Origin of the sequence: Streptomyces celluloflavus (assembly GCA_000720995.1) — a bacterium.
In the GTDB taxonomy this organism is placed as follows: Bacteria; Actinomycetota; Actinomycetes; order Streptomycetales; family Streptomycetaceae; genus Streptomyces; species Streptomyces celluloflavus.
In genome coordinates, this window is the sequence record JOEL01000036.1 from 29,420 (window position 1) to 54,472 (window position 25,053).

22 protein-coding genes are annotated in these 25,053 nt (G+C 72.9%); 12 read left to right on the forward strand and 10 right to left on the reverse strand.

The window, feature by feature from the left end:
- Positions 1 to 138 precede the first annotated feature (138 nt).
- Complete coding sequence (locus tag IH09_RS26320; RefSeq protein ID WP_052859968.1) at positions 139 to 930, forward strand: MmyB family transcriptional regulator; 792 nt, start codon at positions 139 to 141, stop codon at positions 928 to 930.
- Between the two features lie 83 nt (positions 931 to 1,013).
- Here the strand turns inward: IH09_RS26320 and IH09_RS26325 are convergent, their stop codons facing one another.
- Complete coding sequence (locus IH09_RS26325; RefSeq protein WP_052859969.1) at positions 1,014 to 1,589, reverse strand: GNAT family N-acetyltransferase; 576 nt, start codon at positions 1,587 to 1,589, stop codon at positions 1,014 to 1,016.
- 189 nt (positions 1,590 to 1,778) lie between these two features.
- Positions 1,779 to 3,134, reverse strand: coding sequence for an aminotransferase-like domain-containing protein (locus IH09_RS26330; RefSeq protein ID WP_052859970.1), 1,356 nt, complete (start codon positions 3,132 to 3,134; stop codon positions 1,779 to 1,781).
- Between the two features lie 88 nt (positions 3,135 to 3,222).
- On the opposite strand from IH09_RS26330, the gene IH09_RS26335 reads away from it, so the two are divergent.
- The 4 genes from IH09_RS26335 (at position 3,223) to lgt (ending at position 8,577) form a co-directional block, all read left to right on the forward strand.
- Complete coding sequence (locus tag IH09_RS26335; RefSeq protein ID WP_052859971.1) at positions 3,223 to 4,623, forward strand: pyridoxal phosphate-dependent decarboxylase family protein; 1,401 nt, start codon at positions 3,223 to 3,225, stop codon at positions 4,621 to 4,623.
- Between the two features lie 205 nt (positions 4,624 to 4,828).
- On the forward strand, positions 4,829 to 5,590 hold the full coding sequence (locus tag IH09_RS26340; RefSeq protein ID WP_052859972.1) for an aminotransferase class IV: 762 nt from the start codon (positions 4,829 to 4,831) through the stop codon (positions 5,588 to 5,590).
- 497 nt (positions 5,591 to 6,087) lie between these two features.
- Positions 6,088 to 7,326, forward strand: coding sequence for a glycosyltransferase (locus IH09_RS26345; RefSeq protein WP_052859973.1), 1,239 nt, complete (start codon positions 6,088 to 6,090; stop codon positions 7,324 to 7,326).
- Positions 7,327 to 7,605: 279 nt separating this feature from the next.
- A complete protein-coding gene (gene lgt / locus IH09_RS26350; RefSeq protein ID WP_110952595.1) occupies positions 7,606 to 8,577 on the forward strand; it encodes a prolipoprotein diacylglyceryl transferase in 972 nt (323 codons plus the stop codon).
- Between the two features lie 60 nt (positions 8,578 to 8,637).
- Here the strand turns inward: lgt and IH09_RS26355 are convergent, their stop codons facing one another.
- On the reverse strand, positions 8,638 to 8,937 hold the full coding sequence (locus IH09_RS26355) for a hypothetical protein (RefSeq protein WP_052859974.1): 300 nt from the start codon (positions 8,935 to 8,937) through the stop codon (positions 8,638 to 8,640).
- A 470-nt stretch (positions 8,938 to 9,407) separates the two neighbouring features.
- Entirely contained in the window at positions 9,408 to 9,629 is a 222-nt protein-coding gene (locus IH09_RS26360; protein WP_052859975.1) for a hypothetical protein, read from the reverse strand.
- Positions 9,630 to 9,943: 314 nt separating this feature from the next.
- On the opposite strand from IH09_RS26360, the gene IH09_RS26365 reads away from it, so the two are divergent.
- From IH09_RS26365 to IH09_RS26375, 3 genes are all read left to right on the forward strand, one after another.
- The gene (locus IH09_RS26365) at positions 9,944 to 10,993 is read left to right on the forward strand and encodes a methyltransferase (RefSeq protein ID WP_052859976.1); all 1,050 of its coding nucleotides are present in this window, start codon (positions 9,944 to 9,946) and stop codon (positions 10,991 to 10,993) included.
- A gap of 190 nt (positions 10,994 to 11,183) precedes the next feature.
- Complete coding sequence (locus tag IH09_RS26370; RefSeq protein WP_052859977.1) at positions 11,184 to 12,455, forward strand: VWA domain-containing protein; 1,272 nt, start codon at positions 11,184 to 11,186, stop codon at positions 12,453 to 12,455.
- The gene (locus tag IH09_RS26375) at positions 12,455 to 13,288 is read left to right on the forward strand and encodes a hypothetical protein (RefSeq protein WP_052859978.1); all 834 of its coding nucleotides are present in this window, start codon (positions 12,455 to 12,457) and stop codon (positions 13,286 to 13,288) included. Before IH09_RS26370 ends, IH09_RS26375 begins: the two co-directional genes overlap by 1 nt.
- Positions 13,289 to 13,398: 110 nt before the next feature.
- Here IH09_RS26375 and rodA read toward each other — a convergent pair whose 3' ends face one another.
- Together rodA and IH09_RS26385 are read right to left on the reverse strand one after the other, a co-directional pair.
- Positions 13,399 to 14,628 (reverse strand): rod shape-determining protein RodA, encoded by a 1,230-nt coding sequence (gene rodA / locus IH09_RS26380; protein WP_094792947.1) that lies wholly within the window; start codon positions 14,626 to 14,628, stop codon positions 13,399 to 13,401.
- A gap of 286 nt (positions 14,629 to 14,914) precedes the next feature.
- Positions 14,915 to 16,246: a hypothetical protein gene (locus IH09_RS26385; RefSeq protein ID WP_240150368.1), complete on the reverse strand. Its 1,332-nt coding sequence runs from the start codon at positions 16,244 to 16,246 to the stop codon at positions 14,915 to 14,917.
- Positions 16,247 to 16,641: 395 nt separating this feature from the next.
- Here IH09_RS26385 and IH09_RS26390 point away from each other — a divergent pair, with 395 nt between their 5' ends.
- Positions 16,642 to 18,681 (forward strand): M6 family metalloprotease domain-containing protein, encoded by a 2,040-nt coding sequence (locus IH09_RS26390; RefSeq protein WP_052859981.1) that lies wholly within the window; start codon positions 16,642 to 16,644, stop codon positions 18,679 to 18,681.
- 415 nt (positions 18,682 to 19,096) lie between these two features.
- Here the strand turns inward: IH09_RS26390 and IH09_RS26395 are convergent, their stop codons facing one another.
- Positions 19,097 to 20,317, reverse strand: a complete 1,221-nt coding sequence (locus IH09_RS26395) for an MFS transporter (protein WP_318279550.1) — start codon at positions 20,315 to 20,317, stop codon at positions 19,097 to 19,099.
- A gap of 72 nt (positions 20,318 to 20,389) precedes the next feature.
- Between IH09_RS26395 and IH09_RS26400 the strand changes: the two genes are divergently transcribed.
- Positions 20,390 to 21,214 carry an AraC family transcriptional regulator gene (locus IH09_RS26400; RefSeq protein ID WP_052859982.1) on the forward strand — a complete coding sequence of 275 codons (825 nt, stop codon included), beginning with the start codon at positions 20,390 to 20,392 and terminating at the stop codon, positions 21,212 to 21,214.
- Positions 21,215 to 21,404: 190 nt separating this feature from the next.
- Positions 21,405 to 22,586 (forward strand): serine hydrolase domain-containing protein, encoded by a 1,182-nt coding sequence (locus tag IH09_RS26405; protein WP_110952596.1) that lies wholly within the window; start codon positions 21,405 to 21,407, stop codon positions 22,584 to 22,586.
- 78 nt (positions 22,587 to 22,664) lie between these two features.
- Here the strand turns inward: IH09_RS26405 and IH09_RS26410 are convergent, their stop codons facing one another.
- Together IH09_RS26410 and IH09_RS26415 are read right to left on the reverse strand one after the other, a co-directional pair.
- On the reverse strand, positions 22,665 to 23,567 hold the full coding sequence (locus IH09_RS26410; protein ID WP_052859983.1) for a hypothetical protein: 903 nt from the start codon (positions 23,565 to 23,567) through the stop codon (positions 22,665 to 22,667).
- Positions 23,568 to 23,624: 57 nt separating this feature from the next.
- A complete protein-coding gene (locus tag IH09_RS26415) occupies positions 23,625 to 24,212 on the reverse strand; it encodes a TerD family protein (protein ID WP_052859984.1) in 588 nt (195 codons plus the stop codon).
- A gap of 127 nt (positions 24,213 to 24,339) precedes the next feature.
- On the opposite strand from IH09_RS26415, the gene IH09_RS26420 reads away from it, so the two are divergent.
- Positions 24,340 to 24,591 (forward strand): hypothetical protein, encoded by a 252-nt coding sequence (locus tag IH09_RS26420; RefSeq protein ID WP_052860060.1) that lies wholly within the window; start codon positions 24,340 to 24,342, stop codon positions 24,589 to 24,591.
- A gap of 18 nt (positions 24,592 to 24,609) precedes the next feature.
- On the opposite strand, the gene tatA is transcribed toward IH09_RS26420, so the two are convergent.
- Positions 24,610 to 24,951, reverse strand: a complete 342-nt coding sequence (gene tatA, locus IH09_RS26425; RefSeq protein ID WP_052859985.1) for a Sec-independent protein translocase subunit TatA — start codon at positions 24,949 to 24,951, stop codon at positions 24,610 to 24,612.
- Positions 24,952 to 25,053: the final 102 nt, after the last annotated feature.

Below are 25,053 nucleotides of genomic sequence, written 5' to 3' on the forward strand. Positions count from 1 at the left end.
GATCCGACCGTGGTCCGGCCGTGATCAGGGGAGACAGTGACATCGCGAGGGGCAGGGGCTCAATGACCTCCGAGGTCATGGCCGCCTTGATCCGCGGCCGGATACCCTCCGCCGTATGGATGTGAAGCAGCCTCCCGGGTGGGTGCCCTGCTACGGGAGTGGCGGCGCCGCCGCAGGCTCAGCCAACTCGAACTCGCCCTCCTGGCGGATACCTCCGCGCGGCATCTGTCCTGCGTGGAGACCGGCCGCGCGCGGCCGAGCCGGACGATGGTGCTGCGCCTGTCCGCCGCCCTGGACGTCCCCCTGCGGGAGCGCAACACCTTGCTGCTGGCCGCCGACTACGCGCCCGCGTACCGGGAGAGCGGTCTGGACGACGCGGACATGGCGTCGGTCCGTGCCGCGCTCGACGTGATGCTGACGGCGCACGAGCCGTACCCCGCCGTCGTGGTCGACCGCTGCTGGAACGTACTGGCCGCCAACCGGGCGCTGTCCGTCCTGATGGACGGCATACCGCCGCATCTGCTGGAACCGCGGCCGAACGTGTTCCGGCTGCCCCTGCACCCCCAGGGGCTGGCCCCGCGGCTGGCCAACCTGGGCGAGGTCCGGGCCCTCTTCCTCGAACGGCTCCGGCGGCAGGCCGACGCCACCGGGGACGAGCGGCTGCGCGCGCTGTACGAGGAGGTGTGCCGGTACCCGGTCCACGCGGACGAGGAGCCGGCCGGGGCGGGCGCCCCGCCGCCGCGGCCGAGTCCGGTGCAGGTACCGCTGAGGGTCCGCACCCCGCAGGGCGAGCTGTCGATGTTCAGCACCATGGCGACGTTCGGGGCCCCGGCCGATGTGACGCTGTCGGAGCTGGCGATCGAGTTGTTCTATCCGCTCGACGAGTTCACCACCCAGGCGCTGCGCGGGTTGGCGGGGGTGCCTAGCTAGCCTGCGGGGGCCCGGCCTCCTACCCGCCGTACCGACGGGCCCCGGGCCGGCGAACCGGCGGGCACGGCACCGGCGTCGACGGTTCAGTCGGTGCCGTCCATCCGCCGCAGTTCCCAGTCGGCCCGGGTCAGGGCGTACTCGACCTCGCCGTGCTCGGAGCCCTCGATGGCGTCCGGCCAGTCTCCGAAGTAGGTGCGGACGTGGGTCAGGCCGGCCTTCTCCATCACGCGCCGCGAGCGGGTGTTGACCGCCATCGTGTTCGCGACCACCCGTTGGACGCCCAGGTCGGTGAAGCCCTTGCGGATCAGGGCGCGGGATCCTTCGGTGGCGTACCCGCTGCCCCAGCCGGTCCGGCGCAGTCGGTAGCCCAGTTCCACCACCACGGGGCCGGTGTCGTCCAGCGGCCGGAACTCGAACCAGCCCAGGAACCGTTCGGTGGACTTCTCCTCGGCGGCCCAGAAGCCGCGGGTCCCGATGCTCGGGTGGTGGTGGAGGAGCCGCGGCAGGACGCGGGCCCGTACCGTTCCGCGAGGCGTCGGCCGGCCGCCGTTGAGGAAGCGCATGACCTCGGGGTCGCTGTCGAGGTCCGTCAGGTGGTCCACATCGGCCTCGGTGAACGGTCGCAGTACCAGCCGTTCGGTTTCCAGGAAGGAGGGCATACCGCGATCCTCACCTTCTGCGGCACGGACGGCACCGTATTTTCCCGCGGCGGGCCGGTGCCGTTCTTGTAACTGGACCGCGGTCGGCTGCGGTGAGCTGGTCGCGGAGCCCCGTACGAGGCTGCCGGGCGGGGGCGTACTCCGAGTTACGCGACGCCGCGCCGGTGTAGGCCGGCCAGCGCGGCCCGTTCAGTCCCGGCACGCCTTGTCGAGCGCGGCCGCGATGTGGTCGAGCGCGGCGGACGGCGGGGTGTACGGCACGCGCAGGTGGTGGGTGAGCGTGCCGTCGGCGGCGAATCGCGGGCCCGCGGAGAGATCGAGCCGGTGGGTACGGGCGCGTTCGACGACCGTGTCGGCCCGGGTGCCGGTCAGTCGCAGCCACAGGGAGAGCCCGCCGGGCGGGACCGCGAAGTGCCAGCGGTCGTCCCCGGCGAGCAGCCCGCTCAGCCGGTCCCGTTGCCGCCGGAGTTCGGCGCGGCGCCGGTCCAGCACGGGATCCGGATCGCCCAGCAGCTCGATGGCGACCATCTGCTGCATCGGTGCCGCGGACAGCGGCGCGCACAGCGGATTGCCGGCCAGTTCGCCGATGAGCCGGGCGGGGCCGCGGATCCAGCCGACGCGCAGACCGCCCCAGACCGCTTTGCTGGCCGAGCCGATCAGGACCGCGTCCCGGATGCGCGGCTCGGGACCGGGGTTGTCGCGCAGGTCGAGGTCCCGCATGGTCTCGTCCACCACGAGCACGACCCCGTGGCGGGCGGCCAGTGCGGCGACCGTCCGGCGGGTCCGCGCGGTCATCAGCGCACCGGTCGGGTTCTGGAAGTCGGGCACCAGGTAGGCGAGTCCGCCGTGCGCGGTGCGCAGCGCGTCGTCGAGCTGGTCCAGGTCCCAGCCGTCGGTGGTGACCCGGCAGCCGGCCAGCCGCGCCCCGCCGCCGCGCAGCACGTTGAGCGCGTCGAAGAACGTGGGGATCTCGACGGCCGCGGCCCGTGGGCGCAGCTGGGCGCAGAGCAGCGCGAGCGCGGCCCGGGTCCCGGAGGTGACCAGGATCTGCTCGGGCCGGGTGGGCAGGCCCTCGCGGGTGTACCGCTCGGCGATCAGGGCGCGGAACTCGGGCAGGCCCGCTCCTGGTTCCCCGTCCTGGGCCAGCAGGGGTGCCACCCGTTCCATGGCGCGCCGGGTCGCCGCCAGATAGGCCGCCTGCGGCGCGGCCGGGACGGCGCGGCGCAGGTCGATGGAGTGGATCTCCCCCGTCGCCGAGATCGGCGCGATCCGCTCGGCCGCCTCGGCCGGCAGCCGGACCGTGCTCGCGCTGCCGTGGTGGGTGCGCACCCATCCGCCGTCGCGCAGCCGGGCCAGTGCGGCGGTCACCGTGCCGCGGCTGATGCCGAGGGCGGTGGCCAGGCGGCGTTCCGCGGGCAGGCTGCTGCCGGTCCGCAGCCGCCCGTCGAGTACCGCTTCCCGCACCGCGCCCGCCAGCGCCTCGCTCAGCGGGACGCCGGGTCTGCGCCATTCGCCGAGGGCTCCCGCCAGCCGGTCGTCGCTCATCCGCACTGGTCCAGTTTCCCACGATTGGACCAGGACGGCCGTCGTGCGCCGGGCTAGCGTCGTGGCGAACCGACGAACGGAGCCCCCAGTGCACCCCCGACTCGCAGCAGATCTCGCCCGGCTGCCGGACCTTTTGGACGTCACCCGGCGGCAGGCCACCGCCTTCCTCGACGGGCTGGCGGAGCGCCCCGTCGTCCAGGCCGTACGGGCGCCGGAACCCGTACCGCTACCCGCCTCCGGTGCCGGTCTCCAGGCCGCTTTGCAGGATTTCGCCACGCGCTGGGAGCCGGGCCTCTCGGCCGGTGCGGGGCCGCGCTACCTGGGTTTCGTCACCGGCGGTGTGACGCCCGCGGCGCTCGCCGGCGACTGGCTGACCGCGGCCGTGGACCAGAACCCCACCTCGTCGCTGGACGCCGCAGGGCAGCAGGTGGAGGAGGAGGCGATCGGCTGGCTGCGGGACCTCTTCGGTCTCTCCGCCGGCCACCAGGGAACCTTCGTCAGCGGCGCCACCATGTCCAACACCGTCGGGCTGGCGATCGCCCGCGAATGGCTCGGCGAACAGCTCGGCGTCTCGCCGGCCGAGGACGGGGTGGGCGCCCTGGGTACGGTGCGGGTGCTGTCGGGGAGTCCCCATTCGAGCGTGGTCAAGGGCCTGTCGGTACTCGGCCTCGGCCGCACCGCCCTGGTACCGGTGCCCACCCTGCCCGACCGGGAGGCGGTCGATCCCGCGGCCCTGGAACGGGCCCTGCGCGAGGCGGACGGCCCCTGTGTCGTCGTGGCCAACGCCGGTACGGTCAACACCGTCGACTTCGACGATCTGCGGGCCATCGCGGCGCTCCGGGACCGCTACGGCTTCTGGCTGCACGTGGACGCCGCGTTCGGTGCCTTCGCCGCGCTCTCCCCGGCACACGCCCATCTCGTCGACGGCCTCGACCTGGCCGACTCGCTCTGCGTGGACCTGCACAAATGGCTGAACGTGCCGTACGACAGCGCGGTGCAGTTCACCCGCCGACGCGACCTGCAGGCCCGCGTCTTCCAGAACGCGGCCGCCTATCTCGGCCCACTGGGCGACACCCCCGACCCCGTCCATCTGACGCCGGAGAACTCCCGGCGCCTGCGCGCACTGGCGGCCTGGTTCACCCTGCGCGCCTACGGACGGGAGGGGTACCGCGAGATCGTGGAGCGCTGCGTGGCCTGCGCGCACACGCTGGGCGAGGCCGTCGGGGCCCTCGACGGGCTGCGGCTGCTGGCGCCGGTCCGGCTGAGCGTCGTCTGTTTCACGCTGGCCGACGCCCCCACCGCCGAGCGGCTCGCCGCGCTCGCCGGCCAACTGGCGGACGAGGTCTTCCTGACGCCCACGGTCTACGCCGGTGTGCCCGCACTGCGGGCCGCGTTCAGCAACTGGCGTACCACCGAGGAGGACACCCGGCTGGTCATCAGGGCTCTGGAGCGGGCCGTCCGCGACCTGCCGGAGCCGTCATCCCGCTGACGCGCCCGGCGACCGGCACCCCGTGAAGCAGCCTCGATCTCCCGGCGGAGAGGCTCCCGTATCGGCGCGTCGGCAGACCTGCCGGGAGACCTGGCACGGGGCGCAGGAATCCTCACCTCCGCTCCGGCCCGGCCTGCGAGTTGGCGGTACCCGGGCCTCGGGCCGGCCCCTTGTCCCCCGCTGTTCCCGGCCTACTGTGGGGCGCATGACGTACATCGAGATCAATGGTGCGCCCGCGTCGGCGGACACGCTGCGGGTGCCCGCGCTGACCAGCTACGGGCACTTCACCGCCATGCAGGTCAGGGACCGCCGGGTGCGCGGCCTGGACCGCCACCTCGGCCGGCTGGGCGCGGCGACCCGGGAGCTGTTCGGCGCGGACCTCGACGGCGGGCGCGTACGGGCGGAGATCCGGCACGCGCTGGAGGCGGCCGAGGCCCGCGACGCCTCGGTCCGGGTCTATGTCTACTGGCCCGACGGCGACGAGCGGGCGACGCTCATGGTCACCGTGCGGCCGCCGCAGACGATGGCGGTGCATCCGAAGAGTGTGACGTCCGTGCCGTACGTCCGGGAGATGGCGCACATCAAGCATCTGGGCGCGTTCGGGCAGAGCCACCATCTGACGTCCGCGCTCCGGGCCGGCTTCGACGAGGCCCTGCTGACGGATGCGCAGGGAGTGGTGACGGAGGGCGCGATCACCAACATCGCCTTCTGGGACGGCACTTCGGTGGTCTGGCCGGACGCCCCTTCGCTGCTCGGTATGACGATGGCGCTGCTGGAGCCGCGGCTGCCGTCGGTACGCCGCCGCGTGACGCTCGCCGATCTCCCCTCGTACGACGCGGCGTTCCTCACCAACTCGCAGGGGTTCGCGCCGGTGCGCCGGATCGATGACGTGGCGTACGCGGTCGACGCGGAGCTGATGGCGAGGGTGCAGGCGGCGTACGACGCGGTGGCGTGGGATGTGATCTGACCTCCTCCCGCCTCCCTCACGCATCAGGCGTCGCACCTGATGCGTCATACGGGGGAACCGTCCGGGACGCGCCGCGTCACAGGTCCCGCAGGCACCGGCCGGATGCCCGCCCCGAGTCCCGCGAATCGGGCGCTCACCTGTGATGGCTCAATGTCACCGGGCGCCGTCAAACAGCTTTGACGTGCTCTTTGTGCCCTACTTACGGTGATCACGTCATGAGCTGTTGTCCCGTGCGGCCCGGTGGAGAGACATGACCTCGACACCACCGTTCGGGTCCGGCCCGCCGGTGAGAGAGTCTCCGTGCGGAATCCCTCCGTGCGGACGCGGGGCACGGCGCGGCAACCGGGTTCTCACGGAGCCGGGGCCGCGCCGCGAGGCGGCCCGTTCGCGAAGGGGCCCGCACCACGGCGCCGCGCCGGGGACACCCGTACGACAGCGCCGCCCGGCGTGCGTCCGCCTTCCGGCACGCACAGCCACCGCCCACGGAAGAGGTACCCATGCGTGTTCTGTGCACCGCGACCGGCTCGCCCTCACACGGCCGGGCCCTGCTGCCACTGGCCCGCGCGCTGGCCGCGGCCGGTCATGAGGTCACGGTGGCGTCGACATCGGACGTGGCGCCGGTCTTCGCCGCCGACCAGGTCACCGTGTCCGAGTGCCTGCCGCAGTTGCAGCTCGCACCGCCGTCCACCGCGGCGGCACCGTCCGACGCGGCCGGCCCGCCGGTCCCCGCCGGCTCCCCCGATTCCCCGGCTCTCGGCGCCGATCCCGAAACGAATCCGCATCTCCGGATGATGCTGGAACGGCTCACGGGCGCCCAGGCCACCGAAGGGCACCAGGCGCTGCTGACGCTGTCCCGCGAGGCGCGTCCCGACGTCATCATCCGCGACGGCATGGACCTGGGCGCCGTGCTGCTGGCGGAGCAGCTCGGCATCCCGCATCTGCCCATCCCCTCCGGCCTGGTCAACATAATCGATCCGGCGGCCCTGTTGCCGGGCCTGAACCGGCTGCGCGAACAGCTCGGGCTGCCCGTGCAGGACGACCCCGCGTCGCTGTACCCGTACGGCCGGTTCGACTACCTGCCTGCCGAGTACTCCTTCGCCCGTTTCCCGGCCACCGTCCTGGCCTACCGGCAGACCACCGTCGTGGACCGCACCGCCGGGCTGCCGGACTGGGTGACGCGCCTCCCCACGGACCGGCCGCTGGTCTTCGCCGCGGTCGGTACCGCCCTGCCGATGGTCCGCGCCATGCTGGCCGAAGGCACCCCGCTCCCGCAGGGGATGACCGATCCCTCCGAGGTGCTTCGGTCGATCATCGCCGGACTGTCGGAGCTGAACTGCACCGCCGTGGTGGCGACCGCGGACATACCGCTGCACGACGTCCGGCCGGGCCCGAACGTCCATCTGACGGACCGGCTGGCGCAGCCGCTCCTGCTGGAGTGCGCCGACCTGTTCGTCACCCACGGCGGCTACAACAGCATCCGGGAGGCGGTGCGCACCGGTACGCCCATGGCGGTCCTGCCGAACTTCGGCGACCAGCCGCTCAACGCGGAGCGGGTACAGGCCCTCGGCCTCGGCCGGCACCTCACCGACACCCGGCCCGAAGCGCTCGCCGCCGCCTGTCAGGACCTTCTCGACGACCGTGCCGTCGCGGCCCGGACGCGCCAGGCACGGCTCGCCACGCTCGCCCTGCCGGACATCGGCCAGGCCGCGGCCGATCTGGAGAAGCTGGTCTCCTGACCCGCGTCACGGCTGCCCCGGTCCGCTACGAACGGGGCTCGCGGTCCCTCCGGCAGGTGTGCGCCGGAGGGACCGCGGGGCCGACCGAGTCGCCGCGAGCGGCCATCCGGCCGTACGGACGGGAGTGGCGGTCCATCTCCTGCGTCACCGGCAGCGGTACGCGGGCGGGCCCGGAAGACCGGCGGCGTCCGTCCGGCTCCGGAGGGTTTCGGAGCCCGATGTAGTGTCGGGCACGTCCGCCCGGCGGTGTCCGGGACGTACGGCGAGAGCGAAAGCCCTATGACGTTGGCGTATCTGCCGAGCCCCTCCCAAGGGGTCTGGTATCTCGGTCCGTTGCCGATCCGCGCGTATGCGCTGTGCATCATCGCCGGCATCTTCGTCGCGGTGTGGCTGACCGGACGGCGCTGGGCCGCGCGGGGCGGCAACCGCGAAGACATCGCCGATATCGCGGTGTGGGCCGTACCGTTCGGCCTGCTCGGCGGTCGGCTGTACCACGTGATCACCGACCCGGAGCTGTACTTCGCCGCCGGGAAGGAGCCCATCCGCGCCCTGTACGTCTGGGACGGCGGGCTCGGCATCCCGGGCGCCGTCGCCCTCGGCGCCGTCGGGGCGTGGCTGGGCTGCCGCCGGCGCGGCATCACACTGGCCCAGTTCGCGGACGTCGCCGCCCCCGGTCTCATCCTGGCGCAGGCGATCGGGCGGTGGGGCAACTACTTCAACCAGGAGTTGTACGGCGGCCCCACCGACCTGCCCTGGAAGCTGCTGATCGACCCGGCGCACCGGCCGGCCGACAGCCCCGATATCGCCTTCTACCACCCGACGTTCCTGTACGAGTCGCTGTGGAACCTCGGTGTGCTGGCGCTGCTGCTCTGGCTCGACCGGCGCTACCGGCTGCGCCACGGCCGCCTGTTCGCCTGCTATGTGCTCGCCTACTCCGTGGGGCGCGCCTGGATCGAGGCGCTGCGCATCGATCACGCCAACCACTTCCTGGGCCTGCGGCTCAACGACTGGGTCTCCGCCGCCCTGTTCCTCGGCGCGCTGTGCTACCTCTACGCGACCCGGCACAAGGGGGCCGGAGATGACCGGCCCGGCGATCCGGCATCCGACGCCCCGCAGTCCGGCCCCGACGGGCCCGGGGACTCCCGGCCCACCGGCTCTCGGCCCACCGGCACCGAGTCGGACGACACCCGGTCCCCGGACGCGCCACCGGACACCGGGGCCGAGCCCGGTCCGCACGACAAGGCGCCCTGACGACAGGCGCCGCGACGGCGCACCGCCCGCGGACCATGGCGCGGTCGGCTGTCCGCGGCATCAGCTGTCGAGCGTGATCGTGTTCTCGGCCCGTTCGCCGGATTCTTCGCCGGCCGGACCGCCGGGATGCTCCGTCACGAGGGCCGCAACAACCTGGCGGAGCTCACCGAAGGATCCTCGGGCTTTCCCGTGGCGGGCGGACGAGGTGCGGTGCCCGTCGCCCGTTCCGCCGAGTTCGTCGGCCGGTGCACGGCTGCCCGGCAGAGCCGGACCGGTGGGCCGGCCGGGGCAGGAGCCCGCGTCCTCGGTCCGCGTGAGGTGGACGCTGTAACTCTCGGAGCCGTCCTGGAACCCCGTCACGCCTGCCGGTTGCCGAGGTGCCGGAGACGGCGACGTGCGCGCCGAGGTGGTGGAGAAAGGCCGCTCCGCGCCGGAGGACGGCTGCCGCGCCTTCGCATGCGGTCCGTCCGCCCCCATCGCCAGGACGGATGTCCGCGCGCGAAGCCGGCTCGTGAAGGGCTGCGTCCCGCGTCCGGGCGAGGAGCGATCGAGGCCGGTCCCCGGACGATGTTCGACGGGCCCGGCCCGCTCGGCGAGGGCCGCAGCGCCGGACGGCGGCCCCGCGCTGCGACTGGTGTGCCCGGGACGGCGCGATGGCGGCGCCGTCCCGGCCGGCTGCTGCGGATGCGCGCCGAGCGCGGGCCAGTCACGAGGAAGGGCCCGCGTACACCGGCGGCGGGTGCCGGACCGCCTGTCCGGAGTCCGGTCGGCGGACGGTCGCGGACCGTGCCGGCCGGTGCCTCCGGAGGCGTTCCCGGACGTTTTCCGCCTTACCGCCAGCTGTCCCAGAAGCCCCAGTCGCCGCCCAGACAGCCCTCACCGAAGACGGGGTTGCCTTCGATGACGCCCGCGGTGAGGCCACAGACACCGAACTTGCCGACGCCGCCACGGTTGGATTCGTGGTCCCTGCCGCCGGCCAGGGCGGAGCTCGCACCGCCGAGGACGATGGTGACGGCCAGGGCACTAGCAGCGATCGCGGCGCGAATGCGCATATTTACTCCATGAGGATCGGGTTGAGATATCGGTCCCCTCAGGGATCACCTGCACCAATGCCCCCAAAACATCCGTTCAGCCAATCGCCGCACAGAATGCGTACGTCCCGGTGAGCGGACCCCGGACCGTCGGCCCCGTCCCCACCACGGAGCGCAAGAGGGCCTCGTGACGTGGACTCAATTCCGATGGCGGGCCGGGACGGCGCCCCCGCCCGCTCCGGGAGGCTGGCAAGCTGTGCCGGACGCGCAACGCGGTTCAGGCACGGCACTTCGGTTCGGGCGTATTTCGGTTCGGGCGTATATGGAGGCGATCCATGAACGAAGACCTTCGCGAGGCGGACACCGAGGCAGCGGGGCGGCGGAGTTCCGCCCAGGTCGTCGAGGAGGCGCTGGGGTTCCTGTATCCCGCCGCGCTCCGTGCGGCGGCGGCCGTGGGGGTGGCGGACCATCTGGCCGACGGGCCCCGTACCGCGGCGGAGTTGGCGCAGGCGACGGGCACCGACCCGCGCAACCTCCACCGTGTCCTGCGGCTGCTGGCCACCCGGGGACTGTTCGAGGAGGACGACCGGGGACGGTTCCGGCTGACCGCGGCGGGCGACGCCCTGCGGACCGACGCACCGGTCTCGGCGCGGTCCGCGGTCCTGATGCTGACGGACCGGGCGCTGTGGCTGCCGAGCGGGGAGATGGCCCACTGCCTGGAGAAGGGCACCTCGCCATTCGGCCAGATCTTCGGCATGCCGTTCTTCGACTACTTCGCGCAGAACGAGGACACCGCCGCCGTCTTCCACGACGGTATGGCCGCCATGTCCGATGCCGAGAACAAACCCCTCGCCGACAGCTACGGCTTCCCGGCGACCGGGACCGTCGTGGACGTCGGCGGCGGACACGGCGGCTTTCTGCTGGCCGCGCTGCGCGGCGGGCCGGGGCTGCGCGGGGTGCTCTACGACCGGGCGCACGTGCTGGCGGGCAACCGGATCGACACATCGGACGTGGCCGGGCGCTGTGCTGTGGAGAAGGGCGACTTCTTCGCGTCGGTGCCGCCCGGGGACCTCTATCTGCTCAAGCGCATCCTGCACGACTGGGACGACGAGCAGTGCGTGGGCATCCTGCGCAACTGCCGGCGGGCGATGGCACCGGGCGGGCGGGTGCTCGTCGTCGACGCCGTCATCCCGCCGGGCAACGCCCCGCATCAGGGCAAGACCCTGGACCTGATGATGATGGCGTCCCTGGTCGGCCGGGAGCGGACGGAGGCGGACTTCGCCGAGCTGTTCGGCGCGGCCGGACTGCGGGTGGCCCGGGTCATACCCACGCCCACCGTGCTGTCGATCGTCGAGGGCGTCGCGGACGGCGACGGCCGGCCCTGAGGAAGGCCGGCGCGCGTCCCGGAGGCCGCCGGCCGCGACGGGGGCCCGGACTTCGGCGGTGTCCGCATGACGACGGGTCACCGGCGCGTGGCCGCCACGCGCCGGCTGCCGGGCCGCCGGCCGGGCGCGCGGTCCGGGCCGCTCGCGGGCTCGTTTTGGAGTGCGGGAGAATTCTCAATACGATCCGGCGATGATCACAAGAAAACGGCTGGCAGCCGGGGTGTGCGGGCTGCTTGCCGCGCTGGCTGTCGGGCTCCTTCCCACCCCCGCCGCCGCTGACGCACCGGACACGAAATCCTCCCCCAAGGTCGAGTTGGTGCTCGACGTCAGCGGCTCGATGCGGTCGCGCGACATCGACGGCCAGAGCCGGATGGCCGCGGCGAAGCAGGCGTTCAACGAGGTGCTGGACGCGGTACCCGAAGAGGTCCAGCTCGGCATACGCACGCTCGGCGCCGACTACCCCGGCCAGGACCGGAAGCTCGGCTGCAAGGACACCCGGCAGCTCTACCCGGTCGGACCGCTCAACCGCACCGAGGCGAAGGCCGCGGTGGCGACGCTCAACCCCACCGGCTGGACGCCGATCGGACCGGCTCTGCTGGGCGCGGCCGATGACCTCAAGGACGGTGACTCGACCCGCCGGATCGTCCTCATCACGGACGGCGAGGACACCTGTGCCCCGCTCGACCCCTGCCAGATCGCCCGTGACATCGCCGCCAAGGGCATCCACCTCGTCATCGACACCCTCGGGCTGCTGCCGGACGCCAAGACCCGCAACCAGCTGAGCTGCATCGCCGAGGCGACCGGCGGTACGTACACCTCGGTGCAGCACAGCGACCAACTGCGCAAGCGGGTACACCAGTTGGTGGACCGGGCCGCCAAACCGGTCGTCACCCCGGTGGCGACCGAGGGCGCGCAGCAGTGCAGCAGCGCCCCGAAGCTCACGGCCGGTCTCTACAGCGACCGCGAGAAGTTCGCCGAGCACCGCTGGTACCGGGTGGACGTCCCGCCCGGCCAGGAGTTGCGCGCGTCGGTGAGCATCGCCGCCGACCGGGCGGTCAACAACGACTACGGGGTGCTGCTGCGGGCCTCGACCCCGCAGGGCCGGGAGATCGTCCGCGGCTCGGAGGCGGGTGACGGCCGCACCGATGTGATCTCCTCGGGGCTGCGCTATCCCACGGCCCCGGCCGACAAGGCGAGCGGTGACACCCAGCCCGCGCGGACCGTCTGCCTCCAGGTCAGCAACTCCTTCTCGGCGCCCGCCTCGGTCAAGACCGACCCGGGCCTGCCCGTCGAGCTGAGCATCGATCTGGTGGACGGGCCCGACAACGCGGCCGACACGGCCTTCTTCGGCCTCGGCCACGGCTGGTGGCTGCTGGGCGCACTGGCTCTCGCCGGTCTGCTCGCCGGTCTGCTGTGGGGCTGGATCTCACGTTGGCGCGTCGCCGTCTGGAGGACCAACTGATGGGCATCGTACGTAAATTGACGGTGGGCATGCTGGCCGGTGCGAGCCTGTTCGGCCCGGTGGGCGTGGCCGCCGCCGACAGTCCCTCGCCGAGTGCGAGCGCGAGCGACGACGCGAGCGCGGCCGCGCCGACCGAGGCGGGCACCTCCTTCCGCACCGCGACCGCGATCAAGCTGGACCAGCCGGCCACGGCCGGTGCCTCCACCGGTGACTACCTCTACTGGTCGGTCCCCGTGGACACGGGGCAGCGCGCCACGGTGAAGGCCAAGGTGACGCTGCCCGAGGCGGCCGCCCGGCACGGCGCCGCCACCTGGCAGCTCGATGTGTACGACGGGCTCCGCCGTCACCAGGCGTGCAAGTACGGCACGCCGGTCAAGGCGGCGGCCAAGGACGCCCGCACCGTCGAACTGACCTGCTCCCTGCGCACGGTCCGCGCCTGGGCCGAACCGTGGGCGAACGATCCGCTGCCGGGCAGCTACTACATCCGGCTGACGGTTGTCGATCTACCGCAGGACGATCTCGGCCTGCCGGTGCGGGCCGAGGTCTCGGTCGGGGCGACCGACGCGGGCGGTTCGCAGGCGGTGGACGGCATGCTCGCCGCTCCGCTGGTACCCGGTGCCACCGCCGCGCCGCGGCCGCAACCGAGCGCGAGCTCGACGGCCGCGCAGCCGGTGGCCCTGGACGAGCCGGACGGCGGCTGGTCCTCCGGCTGGTGGTCCGACCGCTGGATCTGGACCGCGGCCGGCGGGCTGCTGGCGGCGCTCGGGGGCATCGCGGGTTACTGCCTCACCCGGGGGTCCGGCCGCCCGTCACGGGTACCGCCGGGCTACTGACCCTGCCGCGGCGGCCACGGCCCGGTGCCGTGGCCGCCGCCCCCCGCCGCTTCCGTGCGGCCCCCGGACCGGGTTCCCGGCAATTCGGGCCCCCGTCCGCCCCTGAGGTCTCAGGGGCGCAGCGGGCGTTGCAGTCTGATGGCTTCCAGCAGGCCGATGGCGATCCAGCCCGCGAACATCGACGATCCTCCGTAGCTGACGAACGGCAGCGGCAGGCCGGTCACCGGCATGATGCCGAGGTTCATCCCGATGTTCTCGAACGACTGGAAGGCCAGCCAGGAGACGATGCCGGCCGCCAGCACCGTCCCGTACAGCTCGGAGCACTCGCGGGCGATCCGGCAGGCCCGCCAGAGCACCACGGCGATCAGCGCGATGATCAGGCCCGCGCCGACGAAGCCCAGCTCCTCGCCGGCGACGGAGAAGACGAAGTCGGTCTGCTGTTCCGGTACGAACTGCCCGTTGGTCTGGGCTCCGTGGAAGAGCCCCGAGCCGGTGAGTCCGCCCGCGCCGATCGCGATCCGGGCCTGGCTGGTGTTGTAGCCGACGCCGACCGGGTCGAGCGCGGGGTCGGCGAACGCGGCGAACCGGTTGACCTGGTACTGGTCCATGAGGTGGAACTGCCAGACGGCCACCGCGCCGAGCACGCCCGCCGCCAGCAGCCCGATGATCCACCGCGCCCGCACCCCGGCGGCGATCAGCACGCCCAGCACCACCGCCGCGACCCCCATCGTCTGGCCGAGGTCGGGGGTGAGCAGGATGAGCAGAGCGGGAAAGCCCGCCACGGCGAGCGCCTGGAGGACACCGCGGTGGTCCGGGCGCGCCAGCTCGCCCGCGTCCACCCGGGCCGTCAGCACCAGCGCCATCATGAGGATGATCGTGACCTTGACGAACTCGGCGGGCTGTACGGAGAAGCCGCCGCCGAGCACGATCCAGCGTTTGGAGCCGTTGATGGTCGCGCCGACCGGTGTCAGGACGAGCAGGACCAGCAGGGCCGTGATGCCGTAGAGGATTGGTGCGAGGTCGCGGACCCGACGGTGTCCCCACCACAGGGTGCCGGCGGCCAGCGCCACCCCGATGCCGGTGTTGGCGACATGGCGCAGCAGGAAGAAGTGCGGGTCTCCCTGGTTGAGTACCGTGCGGCCGCGGGTGGCGGAGTAGACGAGCAGGGCGCCGGTCGCCGAGAGGGCGAAGGCCGCGCCGAGCAGCAGCCAGTCCAGCCGGCGCAGCAGCGAACCGCGCGCCAACAGCCTGCTCCGGAACGGCTTTTCGGGAAGGGCATCACGGATGGGGTAGGCACGCGAGGCCACGCCGCCTCCTGAGCTGTGCGGAATCAGTTCCATGGGATGTGCGGTGGTTCAGCGGTTCGGTGGTCCGGTTGCGCAGCGGCGCAGTGTTCGGCGGGGGTGTGATCGGCGAACTTGCTTGCTGCATTGCGCAACCGTACAACCAGAGGCGTGGGCGAACCGTGATCTGCCGCAGAAGTCGCGGGCGGGGGCGGCGGCGGTCGAGGGCGGTGCGGGGTGCGTACCCGGGCGGGCGGTCCGGCGAGGTGTCGCGCGTCGCCGGACCGCCGGTGTGCGGGCGGCGCGGGTCAGCCGGGGGCCGGGCCCGGCGCCGCGCGGCGGGTCACCGTCCGGTCTTCGGTGTCACGGTGAACCAGGTGGCGCGGGACTTCTTCCACTCGTCGTGGTCGAGGTCCTTGGCCTCGGTGCCGTCGCCGTAGAGGTCGGCGGAGCCGCAGTCGGTGATGAGCTGGGCGCGGGCGCCGGGCGTCCGCAGGTCGGGCACGTCCACCACGGCCTCCCAGCCGCCGACGTCGTCCGTCGGCAGCGACTGCAGCTTGACGGGTGCGTGCCCGGCGACGCCGTCCCAGGAGTAGAGGGTGTACGGGGCGCTGTTGTCCTCGGCCGCCCACGAACCGGCCACGAACAGATACTGATTCGCGGCGTTCTTGCGGATGTCGCGGATGCTGAGGCCGCCGAGGTCCAGCTCGACCGGGGTGCCGAAGGTGGCGTGCTTGCCGGTGACGACCTTGTCGATGTTGGTGACCGGCACCAGCAGCGCCTTGCCGCCCTTCTTCGGCGGCACCAGCGGCGCACGGAAGCCGATGTACGCGGTGGTGGTGGACCCCGGCGCGAACTCCAGGCCCTCCACGTTGAATCCGTCGATCTGCTTCGGCACCTGCCCGTCGGCGGTGCCCGCCGCGAAGCCGTACCGGTCGTCGTGGTCCTGGTCCCAGGCGACGAGATCGGCGCGCAGGCCCTTGTAGGAGCCGGCCAGCGACAGCTGGGTGCGGGCGCCGGAGCCGGTCACGGTGGTGGTGAAGAGCGTGGAGCGGTCGGGCTTGAACTTGCCGCTCTTGTTGTTGCCCATCGAGCCGGTCCAGTAGATGGTGTCGCCGACCCTCGCCGCGGCCTCCATGTCCATCTCCTTGGAGACACCGAGTTCCGAGCTGAAGTCCCAGGTCTTGACGGGGCCGCCGGAGGCGTTCCGGTCGTAGAGGCGCAGCACGTTGGACTCGTCGTCGGCGACGATGACGTAGCCGTCGCCCGCGTCGACGGCGGCGGAGGCGTCGCTGGACCCGGTGAAGTAGCGGGTGCCCGCGGTGTGCTGGACCTTCGCGGACGCCGCGTAGTGCAGCGTCCTGGTGGCCGTCTTGCCGCCGCTGCCGGTGACCTTGAGCTTCAGGTCGGTGTAGCCGACGCCGTGGGCGGCGACCGTCACCCGGCGGGTGGTGCCGCTCCCGCTGACGGTGACATCCCCCGTACCGGCCACGCCGGGCTTGGAGCTGGATGCCGCCGTCACCTTGAGTTTCGAGGCGTCGGTGCCGCTCTGGGAGACCGTGACGGTCACGGTGGGGTCCCCGGTGGCGTCCACGGCGCCGGAGAGGTAGTCGGCCGACAGGGAGATCACCGGCGTGGCGGGGCCCGCGGCGAGGGCGGGGCCCCCGGCGGCCATGGTGCTCAGGAGTACGGCCGCGCCCGCGGCGAGTGACGTCCGGCGGACGGACGGGGAAAGACGATTGCGCACGAGAAGTGCCCTTCGACGGCTCCGGTATCGCACAACAATTTCCGGGACCGCCGCCAACAGCGGGTGCACGCAGGGGTGTACGGCAGGCGAACACCGGCGGACGGCCCTCGCACACCATACGGAGCAGCCGTCCCGTCCACCACGGCCAGGAGCCCGACGGCCGGATTTCCGGGCGGCGGCGAGAGCGCCGGGCGGCTGTGCCGGGTGGGCCCCCTGGCATCGCGTCCCGCCCCGCCCTACCTTTGCTGGGTCGGGCACACCGCTCGAACAACTCGAACAATTTGTCATGCTCTTGCCCAGGCACTCCCGACAAGAGGTGAGCTTTGTTCCTCCGCCGCAGCAGAATCCGCCGGCTGAGCGCCGGTGCCGCGCTCCTCGCCCTCGCGACCGCCGCCGTGGCCACCGGACCCGCACGGGCCACCCCCGACGACGCGTCCCGGGCCCGGCCCTCGCTCGTCCGCCCCGTCGACCCGCAGCACTGGCGCAATCCCGACGACATGACCTGGTCCGACTACCGCGCCGTACCCGGAACCCACTGGGCCGACCCCGGCGTCCGGCCCACGCAGCGCATGTTCAAGGGTGCTCTGGTCCTCCTGGACTACCCCGACGAGGAGTTCACCGTCAGCCGGCCGGCCGGCTCGACCCTCTTCGGCAACCCCCAGCCCACCGCGTCCGGCATCCCCCGCTCCCAGCTCCCCCGCTTCTACCAGGACTTCCTCAACACACCGGGTTCCCTCAACCACGGCCACACCATCAACGAGTACTGGATGGAGGACTCCGGCGGCCGGATCGGCGTCGAGCTGACCGCCTTCGGCGTGTACCGCATGCCGTGGAAGTCGTACCAGTACGGGATCGAAGACGGTATGAACCCCGGCGCCTGCCCGGCCGGTGACACCTGCGGCAAGGACATCAGGGCCGACGGCAAGGCCGCCTGGACCGCCGACGCGGGCGACGGGACGACCGGGAAATTCGACTTCGTCTTCTATCTCACCGCCGGTCAGGACGAGTCCTCCACCTGGCAGGAGTTCGGCCAGATGAAGTTCGCCGGACCACAGGCCGTACCGGCCGCCTGGGGCCCTCCGGCGTCCACCGCCACGGGCGACAGCTCCGCCGCCACCCGCTATGTGCCGTGGACCTCGTGGCAGGCCGCGGCCCGTATCTGGCCCAACGCCATGGACGGCTCGTCCACCCAGGCCGAGAGTTCCGGTATGGCGGTGTACGCCCACGAGTTCAGCCACATCCTGGGCATCGCCGACAACTACAACAACCCCTACGGGACCCCGCTCCGCCGCAGCTACACCGGCATCTGGGGCATGCTCTCGCGAGGTTCCTTCAACGGCCCCGGCGGCCCGCACACCCGCTGGCAGATCCCCGCCACCAACGGCGCGTCCATGGGCGCCCAGCATGTGCTCCGCGACAAGATCAAACTCGGCATCGTCGACGAGAAGAACGTCCTGCGGCTGGACCGCGACGCACTCAAGGACTCCGGGATCGTCGTCGCCGAGGTCACCGCACGCGCCGCGCCACCCGGTGCGAAGGGCCTCTCCGGGGTGAACATCGCCATGAAGTCCGACTTGGCGCCGCGCTGCGACACCACCACCGACCCGCTGTGCGACGGCGGCGGCTACGACAACTACACCGTCGAGGTCGTCGACCGCATGGGCATGGACTCCTTCACGCCGGACCACGGAGTGCTGCTCACCAAGACCAAGGACAAGGACCGGGCCCCCTTCGCCTGGGTGATCGACGCCCACCCCGAGGACATCCGCGTGGCGGACTTCCGGCGCCCCGACGGCACCCGGCAGAACATCACCATGGGCGACTACCGCCAGCTCAGCGACGCCCTCTTCCATGCGGGCGCCGACTCCGGCAGCCAGTACGAGTACATCGACCGGGCCAACCGACTGCACTTCTACGTCCTCGGCCTCCGGCGGACCCCGTCCGGCGTCCTCAGCTACACCATCGCCGTCAAGTCCCTGGACGGCTCCGGTCCCCAGCCCCGGGGCGTCGCCCTCGGCACCGGCCGGGCGCACGGCGCCGCCGTCGACAGCCGGGCCACCTGCACCTTCCCGCTCACCAACACCGCCCGCCCCAGCCCCCGTTCGGGCCCCGGCCACCCGGAAGCCGGCACGCCCTCCCCCACCGCCGACGTCTACCGCCTGCACACCGCCACCACCGGCCGCGGCTGGGCCGCCTGGCTCCCCAACGACCTGGCCACCGCCACGGCGGGCGCCACGGTCACCGTCCCGGTGGCCGTCACCGCCCGGCCGGACGCCGCCCGCCACGGCGGCATCACCCTGACCGCCCGCTCCGAAAGCGACCCGCACAAGACCGCGCGGGCCTCCTGCACCCTCACGAAATGACGGACGACGAGGCGCTCACCCGACGGCTCACCGGCGAGCGGTCGGCGGACGCCTCGTTTGCGGGCCGCGTGGGTGCGGACCGGTGGTCGGCGCGGGCGGCGGCCGGATGCGGGATGGCGCAATCGGCGCCCGCCGAACCTCGGCACCCAGGCCGACAGCCGATACACCGGGCCGGACCTGGCACAGTGCGATGGCCCGCCGCCGGAACCGCACCCAGCTCTCCCACCTGACCGTCGAGGACGCACTGCGGCCGGCCCCGTAGCCGATCGACTCCGCGGAGTGCGCGACGCCGCGTTCCCGGTTCCGTCGGCCGGACCACGACCGTGTCGCGGACGCGCCCGCACGGCCTCGGTCCGTCGGCCGGATCCGTGCGGGCGTGTCCCGGGCGACGGTGGAGCGCGGGAGGGGCAGGCGGTCAGATCCGTCGCGGCGCCGCCGGTGTACGGACGGGGAGCACGCCGACGATCAGGCCGGCCACGGTGGCGGCGGCCCCGGTGGCCACCACGGCGGGCCAGCCGCCCGCCGACCAGGCGAGTGAGCCGGCCAGGGAGCCGAGCGCGATGCCGAGGAAGCGGAGGGTGAAGTAGAGGGTGTTGAGGCGGTTGTGGATGGCGGGTTCGAGCGTGAACAAGGCCGTCTGGCTGGCGGCCTGGCCGCCCCAGACGCCGACGTCGAGGACGATCACCCCCGCGATCAGCCAGCCGAGGCCGGTGCCGCCCGGCAGCAGGATCAGCCATCCCGCGACGACCAGGCCGATGAGCATCGCCAGGGCGCCACGGTGGCCGAGCCGGTCGGCCGCCCGCCCGGCGTACGGCGAGGCGACAGCACTGGCCGCGGCCAGCAGGCCGAACAGCCCGATCGCGGTCGGGCCCAGGTGGTAGTGGCCCACCAGCAGAAACGTCAGGGTCGTCCAGAAGGCACCGAACGCGATGCCGACCAGCGCCCCGGAGACGGTCACCCGTCGGACCAGCGGAGCGGAGCGGAACAGCCGTGGGAGCGACGCCAGCGTGTCGCGGTAGCGGACGGCGGCGGCCGCCGGGACCCGGGGCAGGGCCCGCCGGAGGACGAGCACCAGCAGGAGGGTGAGCACGGCGGAGCAGCCGTACACGGCACGCCATCCGGCCAGATCGGCGAACGATCCGGAGTAGGCGCGGGAGGCGAGCACGCCGATCAGCAGGCCGCCCTGTACGGTGCCCACGGTCCGGCCCCGGCCGCCGTCCGCCCCGTCGGCCAGTGCGACGGCCAGGGGCGTGACCAGCTGCGGGACCGGGGACAGCACGCCGACGGCGAAGCTCGCCGCGATCAGCCACCCCGCCGAGGGAGCCGCGGCACAGACCGCGAGGGCGAGCGCGGAGGCCGTGCCCAGGCCGAGGATCAGCCTGCGCCGGTCGTGGCTGTCACCGGCCGGTACGAGCAGCAGGATGCCTGCCGCATAGCCCAGCTGGGTGGCGGTGGGGACGGCCCCGAGGAGGTCGGGACCGACCCCCAGCGAGGCGGCCACGGCTCCCAGCAGGGGCTGGCTGAGGTAGACATTGGCCGCCGTGACGGCGCTGGTGGCCGCCAGCAGCAGGATCAGCCGCCGGGCAGGTCTGCGGACCGTGCCGCCGGAAACGAGGTCGGAGTCGAGTGCGATCACATGAGCCGACGCTAGGCCGACCGCGTACCGTCATACTTTCGTGGCCACGCCATCGTCTATCGAGAATGCGCCATGTACGGGAAGAGCGAACACCGCGACGACTACCAGAACGTGCCCCGGCCCCTCGCGGCCATGGCACGCGACCTGCCCGACGGCCATCACATCCCCGCCCACCACCACCGGCGCGCCCAGCTGATCTACGGCACGACCGGGGCCATCACCGCCGCCACCGGCCACGGCGTCTGGGTGGTCCCGGCCACCCGGGGCGTCTGGATCCCGGCCGGGCTGACCCACGCGATGACCTGCGCGGGCGCGGTCGCGATGCGGACCCTCTACATCGAACCGCGGGCGGCCCGGCAGCTGCCCGAGGAGCCGGCCGTCATCCCGGTCTCCCCGCTGCTGCGGGAACTCATCGACGAGGCGACCCGGCTTCCCGTGGAGTACGCGCGCGAGGGCCGCGACGGCAAGGTCATGGATCTGCTGCTCCTCCAGCTCACCCCGCGGCCCGTCCCGGCGCTGTACCTGCCCGCGCCGGCCGATGCCCAGCTCGACGGCGTCTGCGCGGCGATCCGGCAGGACCCCAGTATGCGGTGGACGACCGCGTACGCCGCGGCCCGCGCGCGGATGAGTCCGCGCAGCCTCCAGCGCAGATTCGCCGCCGCGACCGGGATGAGCCTGTCCGGCTGGGTGCGGCAGGCCCGGCTCGTCCATGCGGTCACCCTGCTCGCCCAGGGCACACCGGTCACGGTCATCGCCAGCGGTCTCGGCTACGCCACACCCAGCGCGTTCACCGCGATGTTCCGCCGGGCGCTCGGCACCACGCCCACGGCCTACTTCGCCGACGGGGACCCCGCGCACCCGGCCGCCGGTGCGGCCCCGGCCACGGAAGCCCCCTGATCACTCCGCAGGTGCCCGCGCCCTGAATCCGCGGTCGGGCCGCGGCGGTTCGCCGGAGAGGCCGGGCTGCGCGGTGGTACGCCCCGAAGCCGGGCCGAGGTCCGGCGGCGCCGCCCTCGGGCTATCCCCACCCCCGTTCCGGTGGCCTGCCGGATGGGCGCCGACCGGTGTCATGGCACAGCATCGGCGCATGGAACGCCACCGCCGCCGACCCGCGCGCCTCGTCCTCACGCTCACCGCCGCACTCACCGTGCTCCTCACCGCATCGCCGGCCCCGGCCGCCACCGCGCCGACCCGGTCCGACCGGCTCCAGCGCGACACCGACGCGCTGCGCGACGCCGGCGTCAGCGGTGTCGCCGTACGTCTGCGCACCCCCGCCGGTGTCCGTACCGCGACCAGCGGTACCGCGGTCCTGGGCACCGACCGGCCCGTGCCGCGCGCCGGCTCGCTGCGCATCGGCAGCACCACCAAGTCGTTCGTCGCCACCGTCGTGCTCCAACTCGTCGGCGAGGGGCGGCTCTCGCTCGATGACACGGTGGACTCCTGGCTGCCCGGCACGGTCTCGGGCAACGGCAACGACGGCCGCGCCATCACCGTGCGCAACCTCCTCGGCCACACCAGCGGACTGGCCAACTACGTCGCCGACGTCGCCCCGGGCGGCGCCCGCGACTACCTGGCCAACCGGGACCGCACCTACTCCCCCGAGCAGCTGGTGGCGCTGGCCATGGGGCACCGCCCCGACTTCCGGCCCGGGACGCGCTATGCGTACTCCAACACCAACTACGTGCTGGCGGGCATGGTGATCCGCGCCGTCACCGGGCACACCTGGCAGCAGGAGGTCCGCACGCGCATCCTGCGTCCGCTCGGCCTGCGGCACACCACCGCACCGGAGGGGCGCCCGCGGGTGCCGGGGCCGCACGCCACCGAGTACCAGCAGTTCACTCCTGACGGCCCGTACGTCGACACCACGGCGCCGTATCTGCCGTTCGACACCGGCGCCGACGGCGCCATGATCAGCACGGCGGCCGACCTCGACCGCTTCTTCACCGCACTGAGCACCGGACGGCTGCTCGCCCCCGCCCAACTCGCCGAGATGCGCCGGACGGTGCGGTTGCCGGCGGAACCGGGGACGCCCGAGGGCCGGAGCGCCGGACTCGGTCTCTTCCGGACCCCGCTCTCCTGCGGCGGCTTCTACGAGGGCCACGACGGCTCGGGCATCGGCTACGTCGTCGCACCCGCGGCCACCGCCGACGGACGCACCGCCCTCACGGTCTCCCTGCACAGCCGGCCCGGCGAACAACACCTGGCAGAGCGCCAGTTGGCGGCGATGAACACCCTCGTTGACCACGCGCTGTGCGACGCGCGCCGCTGAACCCCGGCGGGCCGGGACGGGTGCGGGCGGCCCGGCCCGCACCCGCCACCTCCCCCGCGCCGGCCCCCGACGGGCCCGTCACTCCCCCCGCTTCCCCGTCCGCGCATCCGGTCCGGTGAAGTCGGGGCTGCCGAAATCCGGACTGCTGAAGTCGGGGCTCGCGAAGTCCGGGCTGCTGAAGTCCGGACTCGCGAAATCCGGGCTGGCGAAGTCCGGACTCGCGAAGTCGGGCGCGGTGAACCCGGGGCCGCCCTTGCGCGGCGCCGCCTTGCCGCCGTTCGTCGCGTTCACCGGGTCGGCCGGCGCCCGGGGCGGGGCCGGGAGCCCTGCCGCGCCATCGGTGCGGCCGGTGCTCGCGTCGTCGGCCCGGTCCCGCAGGAACGGCATGATGCCGCGCTCCAGCAGCGCGAGTTGCCATGCCTCGCGCGCCTGCGCCAGTGCGCGGTCCGCGCCACCGGCCGCGCCGCCGCCCGCCGTCCGGCCGTCCGGCGCCGAGCGATTGCGCGCCGCCGTGACGAACAGCCACAGCAGTGCGAGCGCCGTCGTCGCGACGGCGACGCCCGCGGAAGTGAGCCCGGCGAAGACCAGTTCATCGGCGAGGTGGACATACGCACCGATCACCCGCAGCCCGAAACCGAACAGCAGGAAGACGGCCGCGGCGACGATCGCCAGGCCCGGTACGAGCACGGCCAGCGCCGGCAGCAGTCCGCCCCCGGTGCGCGAGGTGGTCCCGGTGGCCGCCTGCGGCGGGCGGGAGCGGTCCGCGGAGATGCGCAGCCGGAGGTAGCTGCCGTATTCTGCGGACGCCGCGGCGGCGATGTCGGCCCGCGCCCGGAGCGCCTGGGTGCGCAGTTGCTCGGCGTTGAGGGCGCCGGCGGTCCGGCGTACCGCGTCCTTGATTTCCTGGGAGCTCAGGGCGCGGTCGAGGATCCGCTCGAATTCCGGCGCGTCCTCCGCCCTTAAACGGTCAAGCTGGTGCACGGGTGTCCCCCGATGGGTGAGAGGGCCGAGGCCGATCAGTGATGCGGTGCGGCGGGGTCAGCAGACGTTGACCCCGTAGTCGGTGGCGATCCCGGCCAGGCCGGAGGCGTAGCCCTGGCCGATGGCACGGAACTTCCACTCACCGTTGCGGCGGTAGAGGGCGCCGAAGACCATCGCGGTCTCGCCGGCGGCGTCCAGGGAGAGTTCGTAGCGGCACATCTCGCGGCCGGTGAGGTTGTCCACGACGCGGATGAAGGCGTCGCCGACCTGGCCGAAGCTGTGGTCGCGCCGTTCGGCGTCGTGGATGGAGACGGTGAAGACGACCTGGCTGACCTTGGCGTCGGGGGCGTCGAGGCGGTCGAGGTCGACGAGGAGTTGTTCGTCGTCACCGTCACCGTCGCCGGTGAGGTTGTCGCCGGTGTGGCGGACCGCGCCGTCGGGGCTGGTGAGGTTGTTGTAGAAAATGAAGTGTTCGTCGGATATGACTTTGTGGTCGGGGCCGCAGACGATCGCCGAGGCGTCCAGGTCGAAGTCTCCGCCCGCGGTGGGCCGCGCGTCCCAGCCCAGGCCGATGGTGACATCCGCGAGCGGGGTGCCGTCCTGGTGGAGGACGACGTTCTGGCCCTTGGTGAGGCTGACGCCCATGGGTGTTGCTGCTCCTCTTGCGTACGGTGGGGGTGACCGCGCGGCAGCGCCGCCCGGTCGTCATTCGGTACCAACGCGGGGTACCTCATGATGGTTCCCAGATTGCGCAATCCCTAAAGTATTGGTCATGGTTAACAACGGCGCACCAAGGTGGGAAACAGCCATCCTCGACGGCGGACCGGCGGACGGAATGCGCGTCCGGGTGGCCGACCGGCCCAGCGTGCTCCAGGTGAACCGCCCGTGCGCGATCGAGGATCCGCAGGACGGGGTCCGCGATCCGCAGGAGGTGGTCCACGTGGCCGCACTGCACATCTACCGCCGCGACCTGAAGGTGAAGAGCGAACCGCTGCGGTACGGGTTCGACGGGGTCAGCCCCTGAGGCGTACCGACACGGACGTCAGCGGGGCGCGCCCGGCCGGCTCTCCGGCTCCCGGGGCGCACCCGGCTTGGCCTCCCGCTCCGGCTCCGGGCGGCCGGAGTCCGGACGGGGGTTCGGTGCGGTGCCGTCGGCGGGCACGGCGTGGATCGTCCGGGGCTCGCCCGGCCCTTCCGCGCCGGGCGAGTAGGTCGCGGTCGCCGGGCCGTCGTCGTCCTTCATCGCCTTGGTCTCACTCTTGAGGATCCGCAGCGATTTACCCAACGCGCGTGCGGTGTCGGGTAGTTTCTTGGAACCGAAAACCAAGATCACCACCAGCACCACGATCAGCAGATGCCAGGGCTCCAGCCCGTTGCGCAGCATCGCCGCACACCCTCTCTCGTCAAAGCGACGGGCCCATGGGGCCGCGTCCACGGTTTAACTTGCTACATTGCGCAACTGTATAACCCTGGGCGGGGGGTGAAC